Consider the following 16,980-nt stretch of genomic DNA (forward strand, 5'->3'; position numbering starts at 1 on the left):
CTTAGCGACGGGGGCCGCGGGCGACGCGTTCGATTTCTTCACGCACGAGACGCTCGACGAGCGTCGGCAGATTGTCATCCAGCCACTCCTGCAGCATCGGGCGCAGCATGTCCTGTGCGATCTCCTCGACCGACTGCTGATTGAAGCCGTCGAGCATATCCGCCAGTTCGCCGAAAGAGCGGGCAACCTGCGCACCGGCTTCCGCCGACATCAGGTTGGCAGCGGCTTCGATCTTGGCCGGCAGGCTTTCGGCTTTCGGCTCGGAAAAATGCAAATCAGCCTTTGCCTGCGGCTCGTCGGCAAAACAAACAGGTTCGGCGGCAGGCGTTTCGGGCATGGTGGGCTCGATAGCAGACTCCACGATCCGCGGCATCCTTTCAGGTTCGGCCGGAACGTCATCCGGGTTGAAACCGGCAACGCCAAGCTCGGGAATCGGCGGCAGGATCGGGCGCGGCAAAGGCCGCGGTGCCGACGAGACCACGTTTAGTGCAGAAACATTCACGGGTTCTTCAGCAGCCTCGGTCGCTTCGAACTTGGGCACGCCGGCCTTTGTTTCCGACTTGGGTGCTTCGGAAGGCAGTTCGGGCGCACGGCTGGAAGCAGCCCGAACGCGGGCAGCGACATCGGCGAGCGAAAGCGAGCGTTCCGGAACGGTTGCTGCCGGTGCGGCCGATTGCGCCGAAAAATCATGGTTCTGCAGCGCAGGCTTTGCCGCAGCGGCCTCGCGCGCCGGCATGCCCGGATCATTCGCCGCCATTTCCGGCACGAAGGCGATATCGCCCGCATCGTCGGATACGCGCGGCTCCTCGTTGTAATCGGCAAAGTCGCGAGCGGAACCTTCGGCCGCCGGCTCGTTGCTTTCGATGATCCGGCGAATGGACGCCAGGATCTCTTCCATGGAGGGTTCACGCGCTACGCTTGGCTGAGCCATACTCTTCCCCGATCTGACGGTTCATGATCCGGAGCCTCAAGGATACGCGAGGACGAATCACCGGCATTTTAACGGAAAAGCCCGCCTCGAAACAATCGAAGGCGGGCCAGTCATGCTGCGCATGCACAGATTTGTTCGACACAGCTGTGCCGACATTTCATCAGAAAACGAATTCTTTCGCCTTCAGGAAACCCGGCAGGGCGCGGATCGACGAGTTGAATTGCGGCGTTGCCGAAACCCCTCCGCGCTCCTTGGTGAACAGGGTGGCGAAAGCGGAATTTCCATGGCCGACGACTGCGATCAGACGTCCACCGTCACGCAGCTGATCAAACAGGCCCGCCGGCACTTCTTCAACAGCGCCGCTGATGATGATGATATCGTAGGGGCTTTCTTCGTAGTGACCCTTTGCCATATCGCCGTTGGCAATCACGACATTGTCATAACCGGCAAGCGAGGCTCTGGCCTGCTCCACCAATACCGCGTCGCTGTCGACGGTGACGACACTGCCGGCCAGATGTGACAGCAGGGCGGCGGTATAGCCGGTGGAACAGCCGATCTCCAGCACGGAATCATCGCGCGTCACGGCGGCCAGCTGCAGAAGCTTGGCGAGTGGCGAAGCTGCCAGCACGTAACGGCCCGGTGCCACCTCTATATCGTTGTCGATATAAGCGATCGGCTTGACGGCATCCGGCACGAAAGCTTCACGCGGAACGGCGAGAAACGCCTTGAGAACCGAGTGAGAGGTCACGTCGGTCGTACGGATCTGGTTATCAACCATGGTGATCCGCGCTTTTTCGTAATCGGTCATGCTTCTGCGCCTCATGAAAGCGGTCCAACTGAACCCCGTATTACTGAGGGCGCAAGCGGCTTTCAAGCCATGGCGTACGCCGGAAAGCAAAAACAGCTTCAACGACACGTGGCGCGGAACGTCTGGCGCAGAAGATCGAGGCCATAACCGCTACCGCGGCAATTCCCATCGCCGGGCCAACGCGAAATGACTGCAATTGTCTGCATTAACGTAAAATTCACTATGAACTGGACGCAAGCAGGGTTTTATGGCGATAGGGTGTCATGTTTTCAGGAGAAAGAAATGCCCGACACCGCGCTGCTTCGCGACAGTATTGATAAAGTCGCCAGCCTCAAGAGCTTCTGGTCCGTGCGTGATAACGGCGTGCCTGTGAAGTTCGTCGACATGATCACAGAATTCCGGCACCATAACAATATTGCCTATATTTCCCTCGGATCCGCGATCATGGACCTCAACGGATCACCCACCGTCGAAATTGCCAGTCGCCTCAGACTTGATCTTGCGACCGCACGCAACCTGCACACCATGCTTGGCACGATGATCACCGAGATGCTGCGCACGGATGAGAAGATATGAGAGGCGCGACAGGAGCGTCCGACAGAGTGATTTCAATTCTGTTGGATCTCTACATGATCCTCTGTCTTTTCATCATTCGACACCGCGCGTTCAGTCACCGCACAGTCGGCTTGAAAGCGCGATGCGATTCAAACCGGGCGGATCATCCATCCGAACACCAACGGGCATTCTGGCATCCGGCCCGCCCTGTTTCCGGCAGAATGCGCCATTTCGGCACGGTTTTTCCGCTCCGGCTTTATCGGTTGTCGAACGGCTGACACGAAAAAACGGTAAACTTACCAAACAGCCTATTGCACGCTTCGTGGATTCGTTCTAAACGCCCGTCACCGCTCGATGAATACCCGGATGGCCTCGTGGCGGAGTGGTGACGCAGAGGACTGCAAATCCTTGCACCCGAGTTCGATTCTCGGCGAGGCCTCCAATTTTCCTAATAAAATCAGCAGATTGAAACCACAGCGCCTGGCGCTGGCGGTTGCTGCGTGGTCGATTGAGCAGCAGACGCTGGACACTCCACTCCGTATCTGTCAAAAGCCGGTCGAGAACGCGACTGCCGTTAGCTTTAGAACGGGGTCGGGCGACCGATTGACGTCACGTTGCTGCCGCGAGATCACGCAGGCCGTTCTTATTCTCTCCCACCACAGTCCGGCTCGCGCAGAGTTTATGCCGGCCAGTAGCCGTCCGAACTGAAGTCCGCCGGGATTTTGACGAAGCGGGCAATTGCCTGCGCCGCATATTCAATCTGCATGCGCAGATAACGAATTTCGATCGGCATCGGCGCGCCTGTCGCCAGTTCCCGGATACGCCAGGCATCATACCCACTGGCATGAATACGGCGCTCGGCTTCCTTGCGCACGTCCTCCGGCGTCGGACCGATGAGGTGATCCGCCTCACCTTCGGCCTTGTTGCTTCTGCCACCTTCGATCACCGTCAGCTTCACCATGCCTGCCGCCTTTCCCGCCGGAGCGCTTTTGAGAAAGAGCAAGTCTGGACCCGCTTTCTTGAGCGATCCTGACCACAGACACTGCCGAAAACCATCTAATAAAATTTGCAGGAAAACGGGGCGGATTCGCGCCTCTGGCTGCCTGTCATCAAATCTGCTAACATATGCGTGTGCCAAGGGGCTGAGGAGACCTGCGGCACCGTATCGACCGGCTCGATGCGAAGATCGGGAGATGTATTTGCGGCGCATCAATGCGCGGCCACACCCCCCAAGGTAAATTGATCATGCGGTAAGAGGAGAAACCGTCATGCATTATCTTGACTTTGTCACCGCCATCAATCCGTTCGTCATCGGCATACTGGTTCTGGTCATCGGTGTCGGCATGTACGATCACTTTGTAGCGCATAAATAAGACTTGAGAGCCGCGATCCGGCGGGTCAGATCGGGAACGGTTCGCTGATCGGCGAACCGTCGGATCGGTTTTCGCGCCGCAACAAAGCTGCTACACAATCGCAACCGCATCAACACGGAGGTGAATGTGCAGCAATCCGTCGAATTTGAAGATACCTCGCGCTCCCTGACGGAGACGTTACAGGCGCTTGTCAGCGGCATACGTGGTCAATCGATCACGCTGCGCGAACTGATGGACGCGGTCGGCGAGCAGGGGTTGCTCTTGCTTTGCGCCATCGCCTCCCTGCCCTTTCTCATTCCCGTCTCCATTCCGGGCGTCAGCACGGTGTTTGGCGCCGCCATTATTCTCGTCGGCATCGCCGTCTGTATGAACCGCCTGCCCTGGCTGCCGAGGCGCATTCTCGACCGCAAGCTCGACACAGCCAAGCTGGTGCCGGCGCTCGAGCGTGGTATCGGCATCGTCGGAAAATTCGACCGTTTCGTCAAACCGCGGGCAATGCAGCTTACCGGCAGCGCGGTGGCCAATCGTATCAATGCCTTGGCGATCACCGTCGGCGGCATTCTTCTCATGTTCCCGCTCGGCCTCATTCCGTTTTCCAATACGCTGCCGGCCGTCGCCATTCTGCTTCTGGCCGTCGGCATGATCCAGCGTGATGGGCTCGTCGTGTTGGGCGGTTATGTTTTCCTGATCGGCACCAAGATCTATTTTGCCGCGCTCGCCTACGCGGCCTTCAGCGCCGGCCAAGGACTGATGTCGATCTTCAGCTCGTAAGCGACACAAGAACTCCCCGGAACAGAATCGCCCGCGAAAATCCGAAATTTTCGCGGGCGATTCTGTTTATCGAGCATTTCTCGGGCGGCGCCTTGCCCACCAGACCGCGATTCGACGGCGCCGTCTGCGCACGAATGCCAGATCGATGGACAGAACCAGAAGGCCAAGCGGCACCATCCAGAAGCCGAGGATGGGCAGAAAACCGAGACAGCCGCAGATGACCAGCACAATGCCCAGCGCCATGCGTCCGAAGCGTGAACGTGGCATGGGAAGGCGAAAACGCCCCAGCATCAGCTTGCCATCCTTGGGATCGATCCCGAAACCCGACCTTCTCTCGTCGTCTGCCGCAGCCATCTGGCCTCCGTTTTTGGGCTTATTCACAGGTGCGAGGTGGGAAGTCGCAGTGGATAAAACAAGTTCCTTCATTTTTTTTACAAAAACCGCTTGGCAAATGGCCCAAGCATTTGTATTACCCCGCTCACCGCCGCGGCGACGCGGTTTTTCCCTGGTAGCTCAGCGGTAGAGCATTCGACTGTTAATCGACAGGTCGCCGGTTCGAATCCGGCCCGGGGAGCCAAATTCTAAGGGGTTCGCTTTCATAAGCGGACCCCTTTCTCATTTGAATCAATGACTTAGGCTTTGTGCCGCATCACCTCGCCGCAAGAGCTTCCGACTGTGCGCCCGTCCCTTCCGGCATGCTGCGTCCACCGCACATCCTCCCGATATGGTCAACCGGCCTTGATCGATGATGTGATTCTGCAATTTGCACCCGCATATTCTGATGATTGCGGTTCACAAAAATGCAACCAATGCCTTACCATCATGCATCCGGGGTCGGATCAGGTCATCACAAAAGCGGCTGCCGCAGCGCTGATGCGGTCATGGCGAGCAACTCCGCAGGCAGATCGAACACGTTGCGCGAAACGCCGCAACGGCTCGCTGAAAGCCGGCAGGGAGACCGCAATCACACTGATCATCTTCCGCCCGCACGCGCCCCCTGAAACCGCTTTGACGGGGTTTCAGGACAAGAAAAGCATGGAAAGGTTTGATGATGGGAAGTTTCTCCGTATGGCACTGGCTGATCATTCTGATCCTGCTCATCGTGCCGCTGATTTTCGTGCTTCAGAGCCCGCCGCTTGGGCCCAACCGTTTCGGGTCGCCACCAAAGGCCATGAGTTTTGGTGAAGCCATTGCCAGCTTCTTCCGCAACTATGTGAACTTTTCAGGCCGCGCCAGCCGATCTGAATTCTGGTACGCGACCCTGTTCAATGTCCTCGTCCACTTCGTTCTGGGCTTTGTCGATCCGTCGGAGGCCGCTTCGTCGATCTGGGGACTGGCCACCCTCCTGCCGTCGATCGCCATCGCTTCACGCCGTCTGCATGACATCAACCGAAGCGGCTGGCACCAGCTGCTGTCGTTCCTCTTTCCGATCGGCACGATCGCGTGGATTGTCTGGGCGTGCCAAGGGCCGAGCGACGCGGACGCATCGATCAGGCACTCCGACCCAACCCCACCCGCACCACCGATGCACAATGTCACCGGTGGAAAGAAGACATTCGGCCAATTGCGCTAAAGAAACGGCTGAAGGCAGGCCGGCACCCTTTCACGGATGCAAGGCCGCTTGATCATACGGATAGGATGTCGAGAGAATGCCGTGTGGCCGATCAGGTGATCTGCATGAGAAGGGATTTGATCTGTTCCGACTCCGGCAATTCCGGCGCGTGTTCGAGTTTCGTGCGCGCTCGGTATTTCGTGTCGGACGCATACCAATCGATCAGGCCGGATGCCACGTCCAGTGCCGCTGCGTCCGTTTTGTCTACGCCGTTCTCTTCGCACCAAGCCGTGTGAAACCGGTCGATCTCTTCAAGGTCATCGGACGATAAGACGGTTGTCGATCCCATGGTCGAAATCATAGCTGATCCCTGCGCGCTCACGCATCTTTTTGAAAGTGTTGGCGCATAACGATTCCATGAGGATTTTGTTCCAAAACGGGGCGATGGGCGCCCCGGCGCCCTCACCCCTTTTCATCCAGGATCGCGCTAAACGCCTTCATGTCCTCTAGAAAATGCTGAAAACGTTCCTTGCCCATCGTCTCGTAGATGCGGCTTCTCGCCTTCAACGCCGCATCATGCACAGTCTGCAGCACCTTCTCGCCTTCCGGCGTGATGTAAAGCATGCGCGCACGCCGGTCGCTGCGATCCACCTCGCGGCGGATCAGGCCATCCCTTTCGAGAATTTCCACGCATTTTGTCACGGATGAACGGTCAAGCGCGATGCGTTCGCCCAGCGCATTCTGCTGAATGCCCGGCTCGATATAGGCGAAGGCCAGCGCGCTGTATTGTGTCGGCGAAAACCCGTGTTCGACCGCCTGTTCGGTAAACAGCGCCAGCGCCACCTGCTGGCAGCGCCGCAACAGGATCCCGTGCGTATTCAACATATGTTCGGCAGTTACGATCACAGAAATCCTCTCCCATGCGACAGATTGACATAGGTCAATTGGTGGCGTAACTGATCATCAGCTATCCAATTATTTGGCGCGGTGGAGGACTGCGCTGTCTCGCGACAGCGTCAGTGAGTCCGCTCGCGCCTTTTTTCGTGACTTCCGCATGCCCGAAATCCGTCAGCAGTTTTCAGCATCCAGACGCCAGGCGCTCAGCGCCACGGTGAAGGGCGCGACATTGCCCGACATTGCGTGGCGATGCAACGCGCCGGCCGCGCCGGAAATCCTTTTCCCGTGGGCTACCGGCTCACTTTCTTCATGGTCAGGACAGAGATGACGAGACAGTCGAACGATCCCAACGGCAAGCTGATGATGTCGCGCCGCGGCATGTTGCTCAGCGGCGCCACCCTTCTTGCCGGCAGCCTTGCCGCCTCGCTCTGTCCCGCCATCTCGCTGGCGGCGGTCGATGCGGGGGTTGAGAGCCGTTTCATGCAGCTCTCCGGCCTTCTGATCAATCACCAGCTCAATCCCGATGTCGGCGCGCGTATCGCTGAAACGGCAACCGGTGAGTACAAGAATTTTGCCGGCATGCTCGATGCCATCATCGCCATTGCCGAAAAGAAGCAGGCGACGACGGTCGAGGATTTCTTCGGCGATATTCCGGAAGGCGAACTGAAGGACTTTGCCCACTGGGTGATCTTTGCCTGGTACAGCGGCTGCTCTTCGGAAAAGCGCAATGCCAAGGTCTTCACCTACGAAGAAGCCCTGACCTTCAAGACCACCAGCGACATCCTCACCATCCCCTCCTACGGCATTTCCGGCCCCAATCTGTGGACCCGGCCCAACCTGCCGCTCTCGGCCCCGATGCCGACTTTCTGACGACCCACTTAGAAGAAGTTTTCCCATGGTTACCAAGACTAGTGCCGACGTCGTCATCGTCGGAACGGGCGTTGTCGGCGTCGTGATCGCCGAACAGTTGCTCGATGCAGGCCATTCCGTCCTCATGATCGAGGCAGGCCCCCGCGTTTCGCGCGCCGAAGTCGTCGAGAACTGGCGCAATGCGCCGCTCGGCGTCAAAGGCGATACCTCGGTCGCCTATCCGCCCCGCCCCTGGGCACCGCATCCGAGCGGTGCCGAGAAGCCGGAAGATGCCTATCTGCAGTTTTCGGGCCCCGACGCCTATGACCAGACCTTCATCCGCTACGCCGGCGGCTCCACCTGGCACTGGGCCGGCACGTCCTGGCGCCTGACGCCGGAAGACATGCGCATCAACTCGCTCTATGGCGTCGGCCGCGACTGGGCCTTCGATTACGACACGCTGGAGCCCTACTACGTCCGCACCGAGCACAAGCTCGGCATTTGCGGCCCCGCAGATCGCACGCAGCAATGGCCGCAGACAGGCGCTCGCTCCGCCCCCTACCCGATGCCGGCTTTGCCGTTCTCTCCGGGTGAGGTGAAGTTCACCGAAGTCGTGAAAACGCTCGGCTACAACAACATCCCGGTGGCGCAGGCGCGCAATAGCGGCATGCCCTACGATGGCCGCCCGGCCTGCTGCGCCAACAACAACTGCGTTCCGGTCTGTCCCGTCGCCGCCAAGTATGACGCCGAAACAGCGCTGCATCGCCTGGAAAAGAAGGGCGCCACGCTGCTCGTCGATTCGGTTGTCTACAAGGTCGAAACGAACGCCCAGAACAAGATCGAGGCGGTGCATTTTTACGACCAGCACAAGCAGTCGCACCGTATCAGCGGCAAGCTCTTCGTGCTCGCCTGCAACGGTCTCGAAAACCCGAAACTGCTGCTGATGTCGACCGACGACCGCAACCCGAACGGTGTTGCCAACTCGTCCGATCAGGTCGGCCGCAACATGATGGACCACCCGGCCCGCTCGTTCACGGTCACCACCAAGGAGCCGTTCTGGTCGGGCATAGGTCCGGTCGTCAATTCCGGCATCATGGAAACGTCTCAAGGCGCGTTCCGCTCGGAGCATGCCGGCGCGTACTTCCGCTACAACAATTTTGCCCGTAACCGCTTCGTGACATTCGCTGCGTTGAAGAAGGGCCTCGTCGGCAAGGCGCTGGACGAGGAAATCCGCCGCATGACCGCCTGCACGGCCGATATCGTTGCCGCGCACGAAATTCTGGCCGACCCGAACAACCGCCTGACCCTGTCGGACAAGAAGGACTGGCTCGGCCTGCCAAAACCTTCGATCCACTATGATGTCGGCGATTACGTCCGCAAGTGCTGGGAAACCTACTCCCAGCCGATCGGCAAGCAGATCGCCGAAGCGATGGGTGCGGTCGACATCAAGATCTCGCCGAAATTCAACAACAGCAAGCACATCATGGGCGGAACCATCATGGGCAAGGATGCCGCAAACTCGGTCGTCGACGTGGATTGCCGCGCCCATGACCACGAAAACCTGTTCATCCCCGGCGGCGGCGCGATGGCCGCAGGCGCCTGCGGCAACAGCACCATCACCATGGTCGCGCTCGCCCTCAAGGCCGGCGACGCGATGGTCGACCAGATGCGGGGCGCATGATCATGAAGAGCGTAAAAACTTTCGCGCTTGCTGCACCGCTTGCACTTGCTGCGCTTGCTCCGGCATCGGCCCAGGACACCCAGAACCAATTCTCCAAGGAACTGATCGAAAAAGGTCGTTATCTTGCGACCGCTTCCGACTGCGTCGCCTGCCACACCAACCATGTCGGCGGCAAGCCGATGGCCGGTGGCCTGCCGATGTCGTCGCCGGTCGGCACGATCATCTCGACCAACATCACGCCGTCGAAGGAATTCGGCATCGGCAACTACACCGAAGCCCAGTTCGCCGACGCGGTGCGCAAGGGTGTTCGCGGCGATGGCGCCAACCTCTATCCGGCCATGCCCTATGTGTCCTATTCCAACATGACGGATGAGGACATCCACGCGCTCTACGCCTATTTCATGCAGGGCGTGCAGCCGGTGGACGAAAAGGCGCCGGAAACCAGCCTGCCCTTCCCGATGAACATCCGCGCCTCGATGATGGGCTGGAACATGCTGTTCCGTCCGAATGAGATACATAAGGATGATCCGGCGCAGTCGGCGGAATGGAACCGCGGCAAGTATCTGGCTGAGGGCGCGGCCCATTGCAGCACCTGCCACACCCCGCGCGGGACCTTCATGCAGGAGCAGAAGGACCTGAACCTCACCGGCGGCCAGATCGGCCCCTGGTTCGCGCCTGATATCACCAATGACAAGGTGCATGGTATCGGTTCATGGACGCAGGAGGAGCTGGTCACCTATCTGAAGACCGGTCGTCTCGATCACCGCGCCCAGGCAGCCGGCAGCATGGCGGAAGCCATCAGCTACTCTTTCCAGCACCTGACCGATGCCGACCTCAACGCCATCGCCACCTATGTCCGCAGCATCCCCAACCCGAACGCTTCGCAGGCAGCTGCCCCGACACGTTTCGATCAGGGCAAGGCCGGCAACGACCTGTCCGGTTTCCGCGGCAAGGATTACGCTGGCGGCATCAAGGGCGACCACGCCGGTGCAGCGCTCTACACCGCCAACTGCGCCTCCTGCCACGGCTACAATGCCCAGGGCACGGCTGACGGTTATTACCCGAGCCTGTTCCACAACGCGGCAACCGCCGGCGACAATGCCACCAACGTCATCGCCGCCATTCTCTATGGCGTCGATCGTCACACGGAAGACGGCCATGTCTTCATGCCGCCCTTCGGCGATCAGCCGAACACCGTCAACGCGCTGACCAATGTGGAAGTCGCATCGCTATCGAATTATCTGCTGAAGGATTACGGCAATGCCAGGCTGACGGTAACGCCTGAGGATGTGCAGGTGATCCGTGACGGCGGCCCGAGCTCGCAACTGGTGCTGTTTGCACGCATCGGCATGGGTGTTGGCGCTGTGGCGGCTGTCATCGTGCTGGGCGCAGCCGTATGGCTTTTCCGCCGCAAGCGGTCCCGAGCTCAAGTGGCCGTGTAAGCGCGGCCGGCCGATCCTGCGAGATACCAGCCTCCCGTTTCGCGACGGGAGGTTTTTTATTGATCAGAAGAGTTCCGCCACAGCTGAAACGCCGGCCGCCGTCATCGCTTCCGGCAGGGTGAGCGTCGAATAGACCCTGTTTCGGCCGCTGCTCTTCGCCAGATACAACAGCTGGTCGGCCGCATTGAGGTTGTTGTCGAAACTCTCACCGGTCTCCGTCTCCACCACCCCGATCGACACCGTCACGGAGATCTCGTGATTGTTGACCTCCATCACCAGTTCCTCGATCTGCTGTCGTAGCTGCTCACAGAAGGAATGTGCCTGGAACGCATCCGTGTTGCGCAGGTAGAGCGCGAATTCCTCACCGCCCAGTCGTGCGGCAAAATGTTTTGCTGCCGCACTGGCCTCGGCCAAAGTATCGGCCACCATCTTCAACACACGGTCGCCGGCCTCGTGGCCATAGGTGTCGTTGATCCGCTTAAAATGATCGATGTCGAGAATGGCCACGCTGCTACAGTGGTCGGGTGTCCGGCTTTCTTCCATTTGCCGTGTTTTTTCAAAGAAACAGCGGCGATTCGACAGTCCGGTCAGATAATCGCGATCGGCCAGATAGCGCAGCCGCTGGATCTGTTTGAGTGTTTCAATATTGTTGTCGATACGGCATTGCAGCTCTTCCGGAACGAAAGGCCGATAGATGAAATCGCAGGCACCGGCCTTGAGGAAGCTGGCGGAAAGCCAGCGGTCGGTGGAGGAAGACACGCCGACAATGCGCATCTCTTCGGAGGAACGCGTCTCACGAATGCGCCGTGTCAGCTCGTAGCCGTCCATGTCGGGCATATGATAATCAGTGACGACCAGATCGATCTTGTCTTCGACTTCGAGGATTTCCAGCGCCTGCTTGCCGGAATGCGCCTCGAGCACACGAAAGTTCTGGCGGGTCAGGATTTCCACCAGCCCCGATCGGGCGGAACGCGCATCATCGACCACGAGGATCGTGAAGGCACTGTTGGACAAAATGCGCGCCACGGTCTGGATTACGGTCTCAACCGTACGCGGGCCGTCCTTGACGATATAGTCGATGATCTTTTTCTGCGCGTATCGTTCACGCGCTTCGGGGTCGAAGATCGCCGTAAAAACGATCGTAGGCACGCCGAAATCACCGAGAAGACCGAGAATTTCACCGCGCGGCGAGTCCGGCAGGTTAAGCCCCGTCAAGGCAAGCGTAAAATGCTCGGCTTCCAGACAGGCCCGCGCAGAAGCCTGACTGTTGCAGCAAATGACTTCCGCTCCCGTTTCTTCTTCCATACGCTGCCGCAACAGCATAGTCATGGCCGGAGAATCTTCGATAAGCAGTATTCTATTATGCTCGTCTTTTGTTGCCACGACGCTTGCGCGACGTGCATCTTTCCTGGCTGCCATCAACCCCACCGCAATAACAGTCACCCCAATCCTTCTTGTTTGTATGGGGCAACCTGTTACCAACCGATTATAGATGAAGTAAAATTGCGAGCGGAAAGAATGTTATAGAGCAAAAGCTCGCCGCTTTATGAACACCAATTGGTAAATCTACCATCTTTGGGTTGCGCTAAACCTTCACGCACAAGCTGATCACCAATCGACTTTCCGCTGCGCATAGCAACACGCAATTTTGCACCGGCCTGCTCGCGATCGCCGCTGTCGGAAAGAACGAGATCGAACGGACCGGCATCGAGCAGTTCACGCAGCCGCACCTTGGCGCGGAAACCACGCTGGCGTTCGGCCTCGCACTTTGCCGATTCGGCGCTCGGCACGTTGACGTCGGCCAAGCGTACAGCAGTCTTGTCGTGCCAGAACACGCCGGCTTCGGCGATGCAATTGTTCAACCCGGAGCGACCGCAATAATAGAATTGCCCCTTGAAGCCCGCCCCCACCATCTTGGCGCCGCCATCCGGGGCAAGCGCCCTGGCGCCACTGACTGAGGGTATCGCCGGTGGTGGCAACGAGGCAAGCATAGGCTTGGCGATCGGTGATGGAGCCGTTGCGGGCACGGATCGTGAGGGAATGGCAGCGGGCGGTACCGGCACATTGCCGGAGGGCGCGTTTGCGGCCGACCTGGCGTTGGGCACGGCAGCGGGCGGAGACGGGCGCGGCGCCGGCTGCGGCTTTGCGGCTTCCTGCCGACTGGTACTGGTGGCCGGTGGTTTTGCCGGCGGCAGATAGCGCGCAAGATCGTCGCGGTGATCGTAAGCAATGATTCCGGCGACAACCAGGGCCGCAGCGCCGTACCACGGCACCATGCCGCCCTTTGCCTTGGTTGAACGACGCGTCTTGCGCCCCCTGCCCGTGGCTGCCTTTGCCATGACCTGCTCCTTCACATCTTTTGCGACGGAGTATCGTTAATAAATCTTTCCGAATGGTTGGCATGGCCACCCACAGCGTGTCGTTTCGATGCAGATTTTTATCTGATCCACAGGCCTGAAACATAAGGCATCTCACGCAGTGTGGCGACGAGATGGCTGGAAACGTGACACTCGCCTCTGGAAATGCGGATTTCCCCTCTATATGCAGGGGTCTACAGATTCCTGTGCCAGATTTGATCACCTGCGTATGCCGCGAGTTTCGCGGCGGTGTTGAGCCAGTTTTGCGCAAGCCCTGAATTCTAGGGTCTCGTCACCGGAATGAGTCCGGCCCCAACGAGGACAATGATATGTCGAATGAGACGGACCATAACCGCCACGAGCCGAGCGATTCGGCGATCGCGCTTTTCCTGCAGGACAACGATCCTGATCAACTGACCGACATTCTGGTCGCGGCGCTCGATGAAGCCTTCCGCATCATGGAACAGGACATCCGCACCGAAACCTTCCACTGAGATTTTGCCGTGAGCCGGCAGAACCTCCGGCTCACGCTGCCAGCAGCGCCTTCAACTTCTCAAAACGCCTGCGTGCCCGCGCCAACTGTTTTGCTGCTGCGATCGGCTTGTCGATAAGCTCTTCCAGCGATTCCACCAGAAGACTGGCGGCATCACTCTCACCGGTTCCCACCGGCACATTTTCGACGATCTCGCGCGCAAAATTGTACATTTGTCTGTAACTGGCGATTTCGGCTGCGACCTCGCTCCAATCGCGCTTCTGTCTGCTCATATCCATCCGTCTCTTTGACCATCAAATCGGGTCAGAAACGCGCCAACTGGCTAAAATGCCCGTCTTTATCGAAATCCTTAGTCAATCTCGGATTAACCTGTAACCCGCGCGAGAATTAGTATTCACTGAATAATCGCAGCACCTTAGCCATTTGGCGGCAAACGCACCCTTACCGTCAGACCTCGACCGTCCGGTCCATCGGCGAGTTCGACACCGCCGCCATGCAGAACGGCGATTTCCTCGACAATCGGCAAGCCGAGGCCGCTGCCCGGCCGCTCCTGCAAGCTGCCCCTCTCGAAACGGGTAAGCGCTTGCTTGCGGCGTTGCGCCGGAATGCCGGGGCCATTGTCTTCCACTTCCAGAAGCGCATCATTTTCTGACCGCAACGCCCGCAAGGTCACCACGGCGCCCTCGCCCGCATAAAGAACGGCATTGGAGATGAGGTTTTTCATCAACTCGGTCAAAAGCAGGGGTTCCGCCTTCACCATCACCGGTTCCTCGCCTTCGAAACCGAGATCGATACCGGCCTCAGCGGCAAGCACCACATGGTCTGCCGTTGTGGTGCGTGCCAGATCGGTCAGATCCACCGATGCGAACCCATCGCGCCGCGCCCGAGCCGTCGCATCGATCCGCGCCATCAGAAGCAGCTGGGCCAGCGTACGCTCGGCATCGGCCACCGCCTCGTCCGCCTTCAGCGCTGCCCGCCTTGCCTCCTCCAGATCCGTCGCCCGCGTCGCCAAGGCCAATTGCGTGCGAATGACGGCAAGTGGCGTGCGCAACTGATGGCTGGCATTGCCGGTGAAGTGGCGCAGCGCATCCAGTGCCGATTGCAGCCGCACCATGAAGGAATTGACGGTATCGACCAGTTCCTGCACTTCCTTCGGCACCCGGTCGGCGATCGGCGCCAGATCATCGGGGCTGCGATGGGCGATCGCGCCACCCAGACGGCTCAAAGGCCGCAGCGATACGGTCACCGCGATCCAGACGATCAGGGCAGCACCGACGATCAGAAAGGCCAGCCGCAGCGCCGAATGCAGCAGAATGGAATTGGTCAACTGCCGGCGCGCGATCGTCGTTTCCGCGACCGTCACCATGAAAGGCATGGAATTGATGCCGGTCGAGGCCGAGCGTGCCAGCGTCGCAACCCTGATCGGCTCACCGCGAAAGGTCGAATCGAAAAACGCCGTCGGCTGCCCCTCGTAACGTGCGAGGAAGGGCAGGTTCTTGTAGCCGGTGATAAACGTACCAGGCGGTCCGTCGACGCGATAGAAAACGCGGTCCTGCGCCGCCGAGGTCAGCATTTCCAGCGCCACATAGGGAATGTCGACTTCGAGCTTTCCGTCTTCCGAAACGACCACCCTTTCGGCGATCGCCAGCGCAGAACCGGCGAGAACACGATCGGAGACGTCATTGGCCGTCTCACGCGCTTCCCGCCATGTGTCGGACAACGCCAGCGCGCCAAGCACACCGGCCGAGGCCAGTAGCCATGCCAGAAGACGGCGGCGGATGGAAAACAGGCCCAGCCTCATGCCATTCCTGCGATCTGGAAAAGGCGAGACCTCGAACTCACCGGCCCGCCGCCGCGCCTTCGAGGTAATAACCAATGCCACGCGCGCTCTTCACCGTCAGCCCATGCGGCTGCAGGCGGCGACGCAGGCGGCTGACATATTGCTCGATCGCATTGGCGGACAAATCCTCGTCGAAACCGGTCATAGAACCGATGATCGCCTCCTTGGAGACTACCTTGCCGGCCCGCATGAACAGAAGTTCAAGCAGGCCCAGTTCCCTCGCCGGAATGTCGAGCGGCCGCCCTTCGCTGGAAAAGCTACGCGAGGTGAGATCGAACGTGACGCCGCCGTAACCGATCTGAGACGACCGCATACCCGCCTGTCGGCGCAACAGCACACGGATGCGGGCTTCGAGTTCGGAAATATCGAAAGGTTTGGTGAGGTAATCGTCGGCACCAAGATCAAGGCCCTTTACCCGCTCCTCCGGCGCTCCCCGCGCGGTGAGGATCATCACAGCCGCACGGTTTTGCCGCGAACGCATCGCACGCAAGACGTCGAGACCGTCCATTTCAGGCAGGTTGAGATCAAGGATGACAAGATCGAAATTCTGAGCGGCGGCCACGGCTTCGGCAGATGCACCGTCATGGACGACATCCACCACATAGCCACTGCCACGCAGGATCGTTGCCAGCCCGTCGGCCAGCGCGCCATTGTCCTCCACCAGCAAGATACGCACCGGCGACACCTCCCTTTCCGCACGGCCGAGAATAGCGGCAATGCGGCGAATTGTCACCGGCGCTCAATGACTTAAGAATGACAGATTATGAACGCGGCCCGAGATAATCCATCTTGCCGATCGGCACGCCCTTGTGGCGCAGGATCGCGTAGGCTGTCGTCACATGGAAATAGAAGTTCGGAATGGCGAAACCGAGCACGTAATCGCGCGCAGTGAAGGTCATCGAGCCGCTGCCGGTCTTCAGCACCACTTCGGTCTCGTCCTTGCCCTCCATGGCCGAAGCCTCGACCGCCTTCAGGATTTCGACTGTCTTTTCGATACGCGCCTGCAGGTCGGCGAACGTGGCCTCGTCGTCGGCCATCGGCACATTGTCGACACCGGCGACACGCACGGCCACGAATTTGGCGGTATCGCTGGCGCGCTGGATCTGCGACGTCAGCGGCCCCATGTCCTCGATCAGGCGTGCGTCCAGCAGCGTCTTGTGATCGAGACCGTTCTCGTCGGCAAAGGCCTCACCCTTCTTCAAAATGGCGGAGAGATTCTCAAAGGCGCGGATAAAGGCCGGAAGGGTGATGTCGTAAAGCGAAAGTGACATGGGGACAGGTCCTAAAAGTGGCCGTGGCGGGATGCCGATGGCGAAAAGACCGGGCACAGGTAGGCACACGGATTTTCGCAAACAAGTTACGAAAAAATTGTTTTTCCAGCCGTTGTGTTTGCACGAACAGCCACCATGCTTGTCGTTTGTCAGGCAGTCG

Annotated in this window: 19 protein-coding genes and 2 tRNA genes; 9 read left to right on the forward strand and 12 right to left on the reverse strand. The window is 59.3% G+C overall.

Features of this window, described 5'->3' with window-relative positions; translation table 11 throughout:
* Nucleotide 1: 1 nt before the first annotated feature.
* Together ACRQ1B_RS08105 and ACRQ1B_RS08110 are read right to left on the reverse strand one after the other, a co-directional pair.
* Nucleotides 2-931: a PopZ family protein gene (locus ACRQ1B_RS08105; RefSeq protein WP_432293111.1), complete on the reverse strand. Its 930-nt coding sequence runs from the start codon at nucleotides 929-931 to the stop codon at nucleotides 2-4.
* Between the two features lie 160 nt (nucleotides 932-1,091).
* Nucleotides 1,092-1,739, reverse strand: a complete 648-nt coding sequence (locus tag ACRQ1B_RS08110; protein WP_432293112.1) for a protein-L-isoaspartate O-methyltransferase family protein — start codon at nucleotides 1,737-1,739, stop codon at nucleotides 1,092-1,094.
* A gap of 282 nt (nucleotides 1,740-2,021) precedes the next feature.
* On the opposite strand from ACRQ1B_RS08110, the gene ACRQ1B_RS08115 reads away from it, so the two are divergent.
* Together ACRQ1B_RS08115 and ACRQ1B_RS08120 are read left to right on the forward strand one after the other, a co-directional pair.
* Nucleotides 2,022-2,315: a hypothetical protein gene (locus tag ACRQ1B_RS08115; protein WP_432293113.1), complete on the forward strand. Its 294-nt coding sequence runs from the start codon at nucleotides 2,022-2,024 to the stop codon at nucleotides 2,313-2,315.
* A 347-nt stretch (nucleotides 2,316-2,662) separates the two neighbouring features.
* Nucleotides 2,663-2,736, forward strand: a tRNA-Cys gene (locus ACRQ1B_RS08120).
* A gap of 237 nt (nucleotides 2,737-2,973) precedes the next feature.
* On the opposite strand, the gene ACRQ1B_RS08125 is transcribed toward ACRQ1B_RS08120, so the two are convergent.
* Nucleotides 2,974-3,255, reverse strand: a complete 282-nt coding sequence (locus ACRQ1B_RS08125; protein WP_432293114.1) for a hypothetical protein — start codon at nucleotides 3,253-3,255, stop codon at nucleotides 2,974-2,976.
* A gap of 538 nt (nucleotides 3,256-3,793) precedes the next feature.
* On the opposite strand from ACRQ1B_RS08125, the gene ACRQ1B_RS08130 reads away from it, so the two are divergent.
* Nucleotides 3,794-4,438, forward strand: a complete 645-nt coding sequence (locus ACRQ1B_RS08130) for an exopolysaccharide biosynthesis protein (protein WP_432293115.1) — start codon at nucleotides 3,794-3,796, stop codon at nucleotides 4,436-4,438.
* A gap of 66 nt (nucleotides 4,439-4,504) precedes the next feature.
* Here ACRQ1B_RS08130 and ACRQ1B_RS08135 read toward each other — a convergent pair whose 3' ends face one another.
* On the reverse strand, nucleotides 4,505-4,792 hold the full coding sequence (locus tag ACRQ1B_RS08135; RefSeq protein WP_432293116.1) for a hypothetical protein: 288 nt from the start codon (nucleotides 4,790-4,792) through the stop codon (nucleotides 4,505-4,507).
* Between the two features lie 148 nt (nucleotides 4,793-4,940).
* Between ACRQ1B_RS08135 and ACRQ1B_RS08140 the strand changes: the two genes are divergently transcribed.
* A tRNA-Asn gene (locus ACRQ1B_RS08140) sits at nucleotides 4,941-5,015 on the forward strand.
* A 474-nt stretch (nucleotides 5,016-5,489) separates the two neighbouring features.
* A complete protein-coding gene (locus tag ACRQ1B_RS08145) occupies nucleotides 5,490-6,011 on the forward strand; it encodes a DUF805 domain-containing protein (RefSeq protein ID WP_432293840.1) in 522 nt (173 codons plus the stop codon).
* A 91-nt stretch (nucleotides 6,012-6,102) separates the two neighbouring features.
* Here the strand turns inward: ACRQ1B_RS08145 and ACRQ1B_RS08150 are convergent, their stop codons facing one another.
* The gene (locus ACRQ1B_RS08150) at nucleotides 6,103-6,339 is read right to left on the reverse strand and encodes a hypothetical protein (RefSeq protein ID WP_432293117.1); all 237 of its coding nucleotides are present in this window, start codon (nucleotides 6,337-6,339) and stop codon (nucleotides 6,103-6,105) included.
* 113 nt (nucleotides 6,340-6,452) lie between these two features.
* Nucleotides 6,453-6,896, reverse strand: coding sequence for a MarR family winged helix-turn-helix transcriptional regulator (locus tag ACRQ1B_RS08155; RefSeq protein ID WP_432293118.1), 444 nt, complete (start codon nucleotides 6,894-6,896; stop codon nucleotides 6,453-6,455).
* Nucleotides 6,897-7,211: 315 nt separating this feature from the next.
* Here ACRQ1B_RS08155 and ACRQ1B_RS08160 point away from each other — a divergent pair, with 315 nt between their 5' ends.
* From ACRQ1B_RS08160 to ACRQ1B_RS08170, 3 genes are read left to right on the forward strand one after another with little or no spacing between them, the layout of a single operon-like run.
* Entirely contained in the window at nucleotides 7,212-7,757 is a 546-nt protein-coding gene (locus ACRQ1B_RS08160; RefSeq protein ID WP_432293119.1) for a sorbitol dehydrogenase family protein, read from the forward strand.
* 25 nt (nucleotides 7,758-7,782) lie between these two features.
* Nucleotides 7,783-9,417 (forward strand): GMC oxidoreductase, encoded by a 1,635-nt coding sequence (locus ACRQ1B_RS08165; RefSeq protein ID WP_432293120.1) that lies wholly within the window; start codon nucleotides 7,783-7,785, stop codon nucleotides 9,415-9,417.
* A gap of 2 nt (nucleotides 9,418-9,419) precedes the next feature.
* Nucleotides 9,420-10,859: a c-type cytochrome gene (locus tag ACRQ1B_RS08170; RefSeq protein ID WP_432293121.1), complete on the forward strand. Its 1,440-nt coding sequence runs from the start codon at nucleotides 9,420-9,422 to the stop codon at nucleotides 10,857-10,859.
* 63 nt (nucleotides 10,860-10,922) lie between these two features.
* On the opposite strand, the gene ACRQ1B_RS08175 is transcribed toward ACRQ1B_RS08170, so the two are convergent.
* Nucleotides 10,923-12,188 carry a GGDEF domain-containing response regulator gene (locus ACRQ1B_RS08175; RefSeq protein ID WP_432293122.1) on the reverse strand — a complete coding sequence of 422 codons (1,266 nt, stop codon included), beginning with the start codon at nucleotides 12,186-12,188 and terminating at the stop codon, nucleotides 10,923-10,925.
* A gap of 215 nt (nucleotides 12,189-12,403) precedes the next feature.
* Complete coding sequence (locus tag ACRQ1B_RS08180) at nucleotides 12,404-13,198, reverse strand: hypothetical protein (RefSeq protein WP_432293123.1); 795 nt, start codon at nucleotides 13,196-13,198, stop codon at nucleotides 12,404-12,406.
* A gap of 347 nt (nucleotides 13,199-13,545) precedes the next feature.
* Between ACRQ1B_RS08180 and ACRQ1B_RS08185 the strand changes: the two genes are divergently transcribed.
* On the forward strand, nucleotides 13,546-13,710 hold the full coding sequence (locus tag ACRQ1B_RS08185) for a hypothetical protein (protein WP_165931989.1): 165 nt from the start codon (nucleotides 13,546-13,548) through the stop codon (nucleotides 13,708-13,710).
* Nucleotides 13,711-13,741: 31 nt separating this feature from the next.
* On the opposite strand, the gene ACRQ1B_RS08190 is transcribed toward ACRQ1B_RS08185, so the two are convergent.
* The 4 genes from ACRQ1B_RS08190 to ACRQ1B_RS08205 all read right to left on the reverse strand — a co-directional run bounded on the left by ACRQ1B_RS08190 (nucleotide 13,742) and on the right by ACRQ1B_RS08205 (nucleotide 16,820).
* Nucleotides 13,742-13,981, reverse strand: a complete 240-nt coding sequence (locus ACRQ1B_RS08190) for a hypothetical protein (protein WP_432293124.1) — start codon at nucleotides 13,979-13,981, stop codon at nucleotides 13,742-13,744.
* 143 nt (nucleotides 13,982-14,124) lie between these two features.
* Nucleotides 14,125-15,510, reverse strand: a complete 1,386-nt coding sequence (locus ACRQ1B_RS08195) for a sensor histidine kinase (protein ID WP_432293841.1) — start codon at nucleotides 15,508-15,510, stop codon at nucleotides 14,125-14,127.
* Nucleotides 15,511-15,547: 37 nt separating this feature from the next.
* A complete protein-coding gene (locus tag ACRQ1B_RS08200; protein WP_432293842.1) occupies nucleotides 15,548-16,225 on the reverse strand; it encodes a response regulator transcription factor in 678 nt (225 codons plus the stop codon).
* 85 nt (nucleotides 16,226-16,310) lie between these two features.
* Nucleotides 16,311-16,820, reverse strand: coding sequence for a DUF1993 domain-containing protein (locus ACRQ1B_RS08205; protein WP_432293125.1), 510 nt, complete (start codon nucleotides 16,818-16,820; stop codon nucleotides 16,311-16,313).
* Between the last annotated feature and the right edge of the window lie 160 nt (nucleotides 16,821-16,980).

Origin of the sequence: Endobacterium panacihumi, assembly GCF_050847465.1 — a bacterium.
GTDB classification, from domain to species: Bacteria; Pseudomonadota; Alphaproteobacteria; order Rhizobiales; family Rhizobiaceae; genus Neorhizobium; species Neorhizobium panacihumi.

Excerpts from the sequence above, each read along its gene's own strand:
- ACRQ1B_RS08125 (WP_432293114.1), bottom strand. The coding sequence starts at position 3,255 with ATGGTGAAGCTGACGGTGATCGAAGGTGGCAGAAGCAACAAGGCCGAA.
- ACRQ1B_RS08175 (WP_432293122.1), bottom strand. The coding sequence starts at position 12,188 with ATGACTATGCTGTTGCGGCAGCGTATGGAAGAAGAAACGGGAGCGGAA.
- ACRQ1B_RS08160 (WP_432293119.1), top strand. The coding sequence starts at position 7,212 with ATGACGAGACAGTCGAACGATCCCAACGGCAAGCTGATGATGTCGCGC.
- ACRQ1B_RS08205 (WP_432293125.1), bottom strand. The coding sequence starts at position 16,820 with ATGTCACTTTCGCTTTACGACATCACCCTTCCGGCCTTTATCCGCGCC.
- ACRQ1B_RS08190 (WP_432293124.1), bottom strand. The coding sequence starts at position 13,981 with ATGAGCAGACAGAAGCGCGATTGGAGCGAGGTCGCAGCCGAAATCGCC.
- ACRQ1B_RS08110 (WP_432293112.1), bottom strand. The coding sequence starts at position 1,739 with ATGACCGATTACGAAAAAGCGCGGATCACCATGGTTGATAACCAGATC.
- ACRQ1B_RS08185 (WP_165931989.1), top strand. The coding sequence starts at position 13,546 with ATGTCGAATGAGACGGACCATAACCGCCACGAGCCGAGCGATTCGGCG.
- ACRQ1B_RS08170 (WP_432293121.1), top strand. The coding sequence starts at position 9,420 with ATGAAGAGCGTAAAAACTTTCGCGCTTGCTGCACCGCTTGCACTTGCT.
- ACRQ1B_RS08115 (WP_432293113.1), top strand. The coding sequence starts at position 2,022 with ATGCCCGACACCGCGCTGCTTCGCGACAGTATTGATAAAGTCGCCAGC.
- ACRQ1B_RS08165 (WP_432293120.1), top strand. The coding sequence starts at position 7,783 with ATGGTTACCAAGACTAGTGCCGACGTCGTCATCGTCGGAACGGGCGTT.
- ACRQ1B_RS08195 (WP_432293841.1), bottom strand. The coding sequence starts at position 15,510 with ATGAGGCTGGGCCTGTTTTCCATCCGCCGCCGTCTTCTGGCATGGCTA.
- ACRQ1B_RS08145 (WP_432293840.1), top strand. The coding sequence starts at position 5,490 with ATGGGAAGTTTCTCCGTATGGCACTGGCTGATCATTCTGATCCTGCTC.
- ACRQ1B_RS08105 (WP_432293111.1), bottom strand. The coding sequence starts at position 931 with ATGGCTCAGCCAAGCGTAGCGCGTGAACCCTCCATGGAAGAGATCCTG.
- ACRQ1B_RS08180 (WP_432293123.1), bottom strand. The coding sequence starts at position 13,198 with ATGGCAAAGGCAGCCACGGGCAGGGGGCGCAAGACGCGTCGTTCAACC.
- ACRQ1B_RS08135 (WP_432293116.1), bottom strand. The coding sequence starts at position 4,792 with ATGGCTGCGGCAGACGACGAGAGAAGGTCGGGTTTCGGGATCGATCCC.
- ACRQ1B_RS08150 (WP_432293117.1), bottom strand. The coding sequence starts at position 6,339 with ATGGGATCGACAACCGTCTTATCGTCCGATGACCTTGAAGAGATCGAC.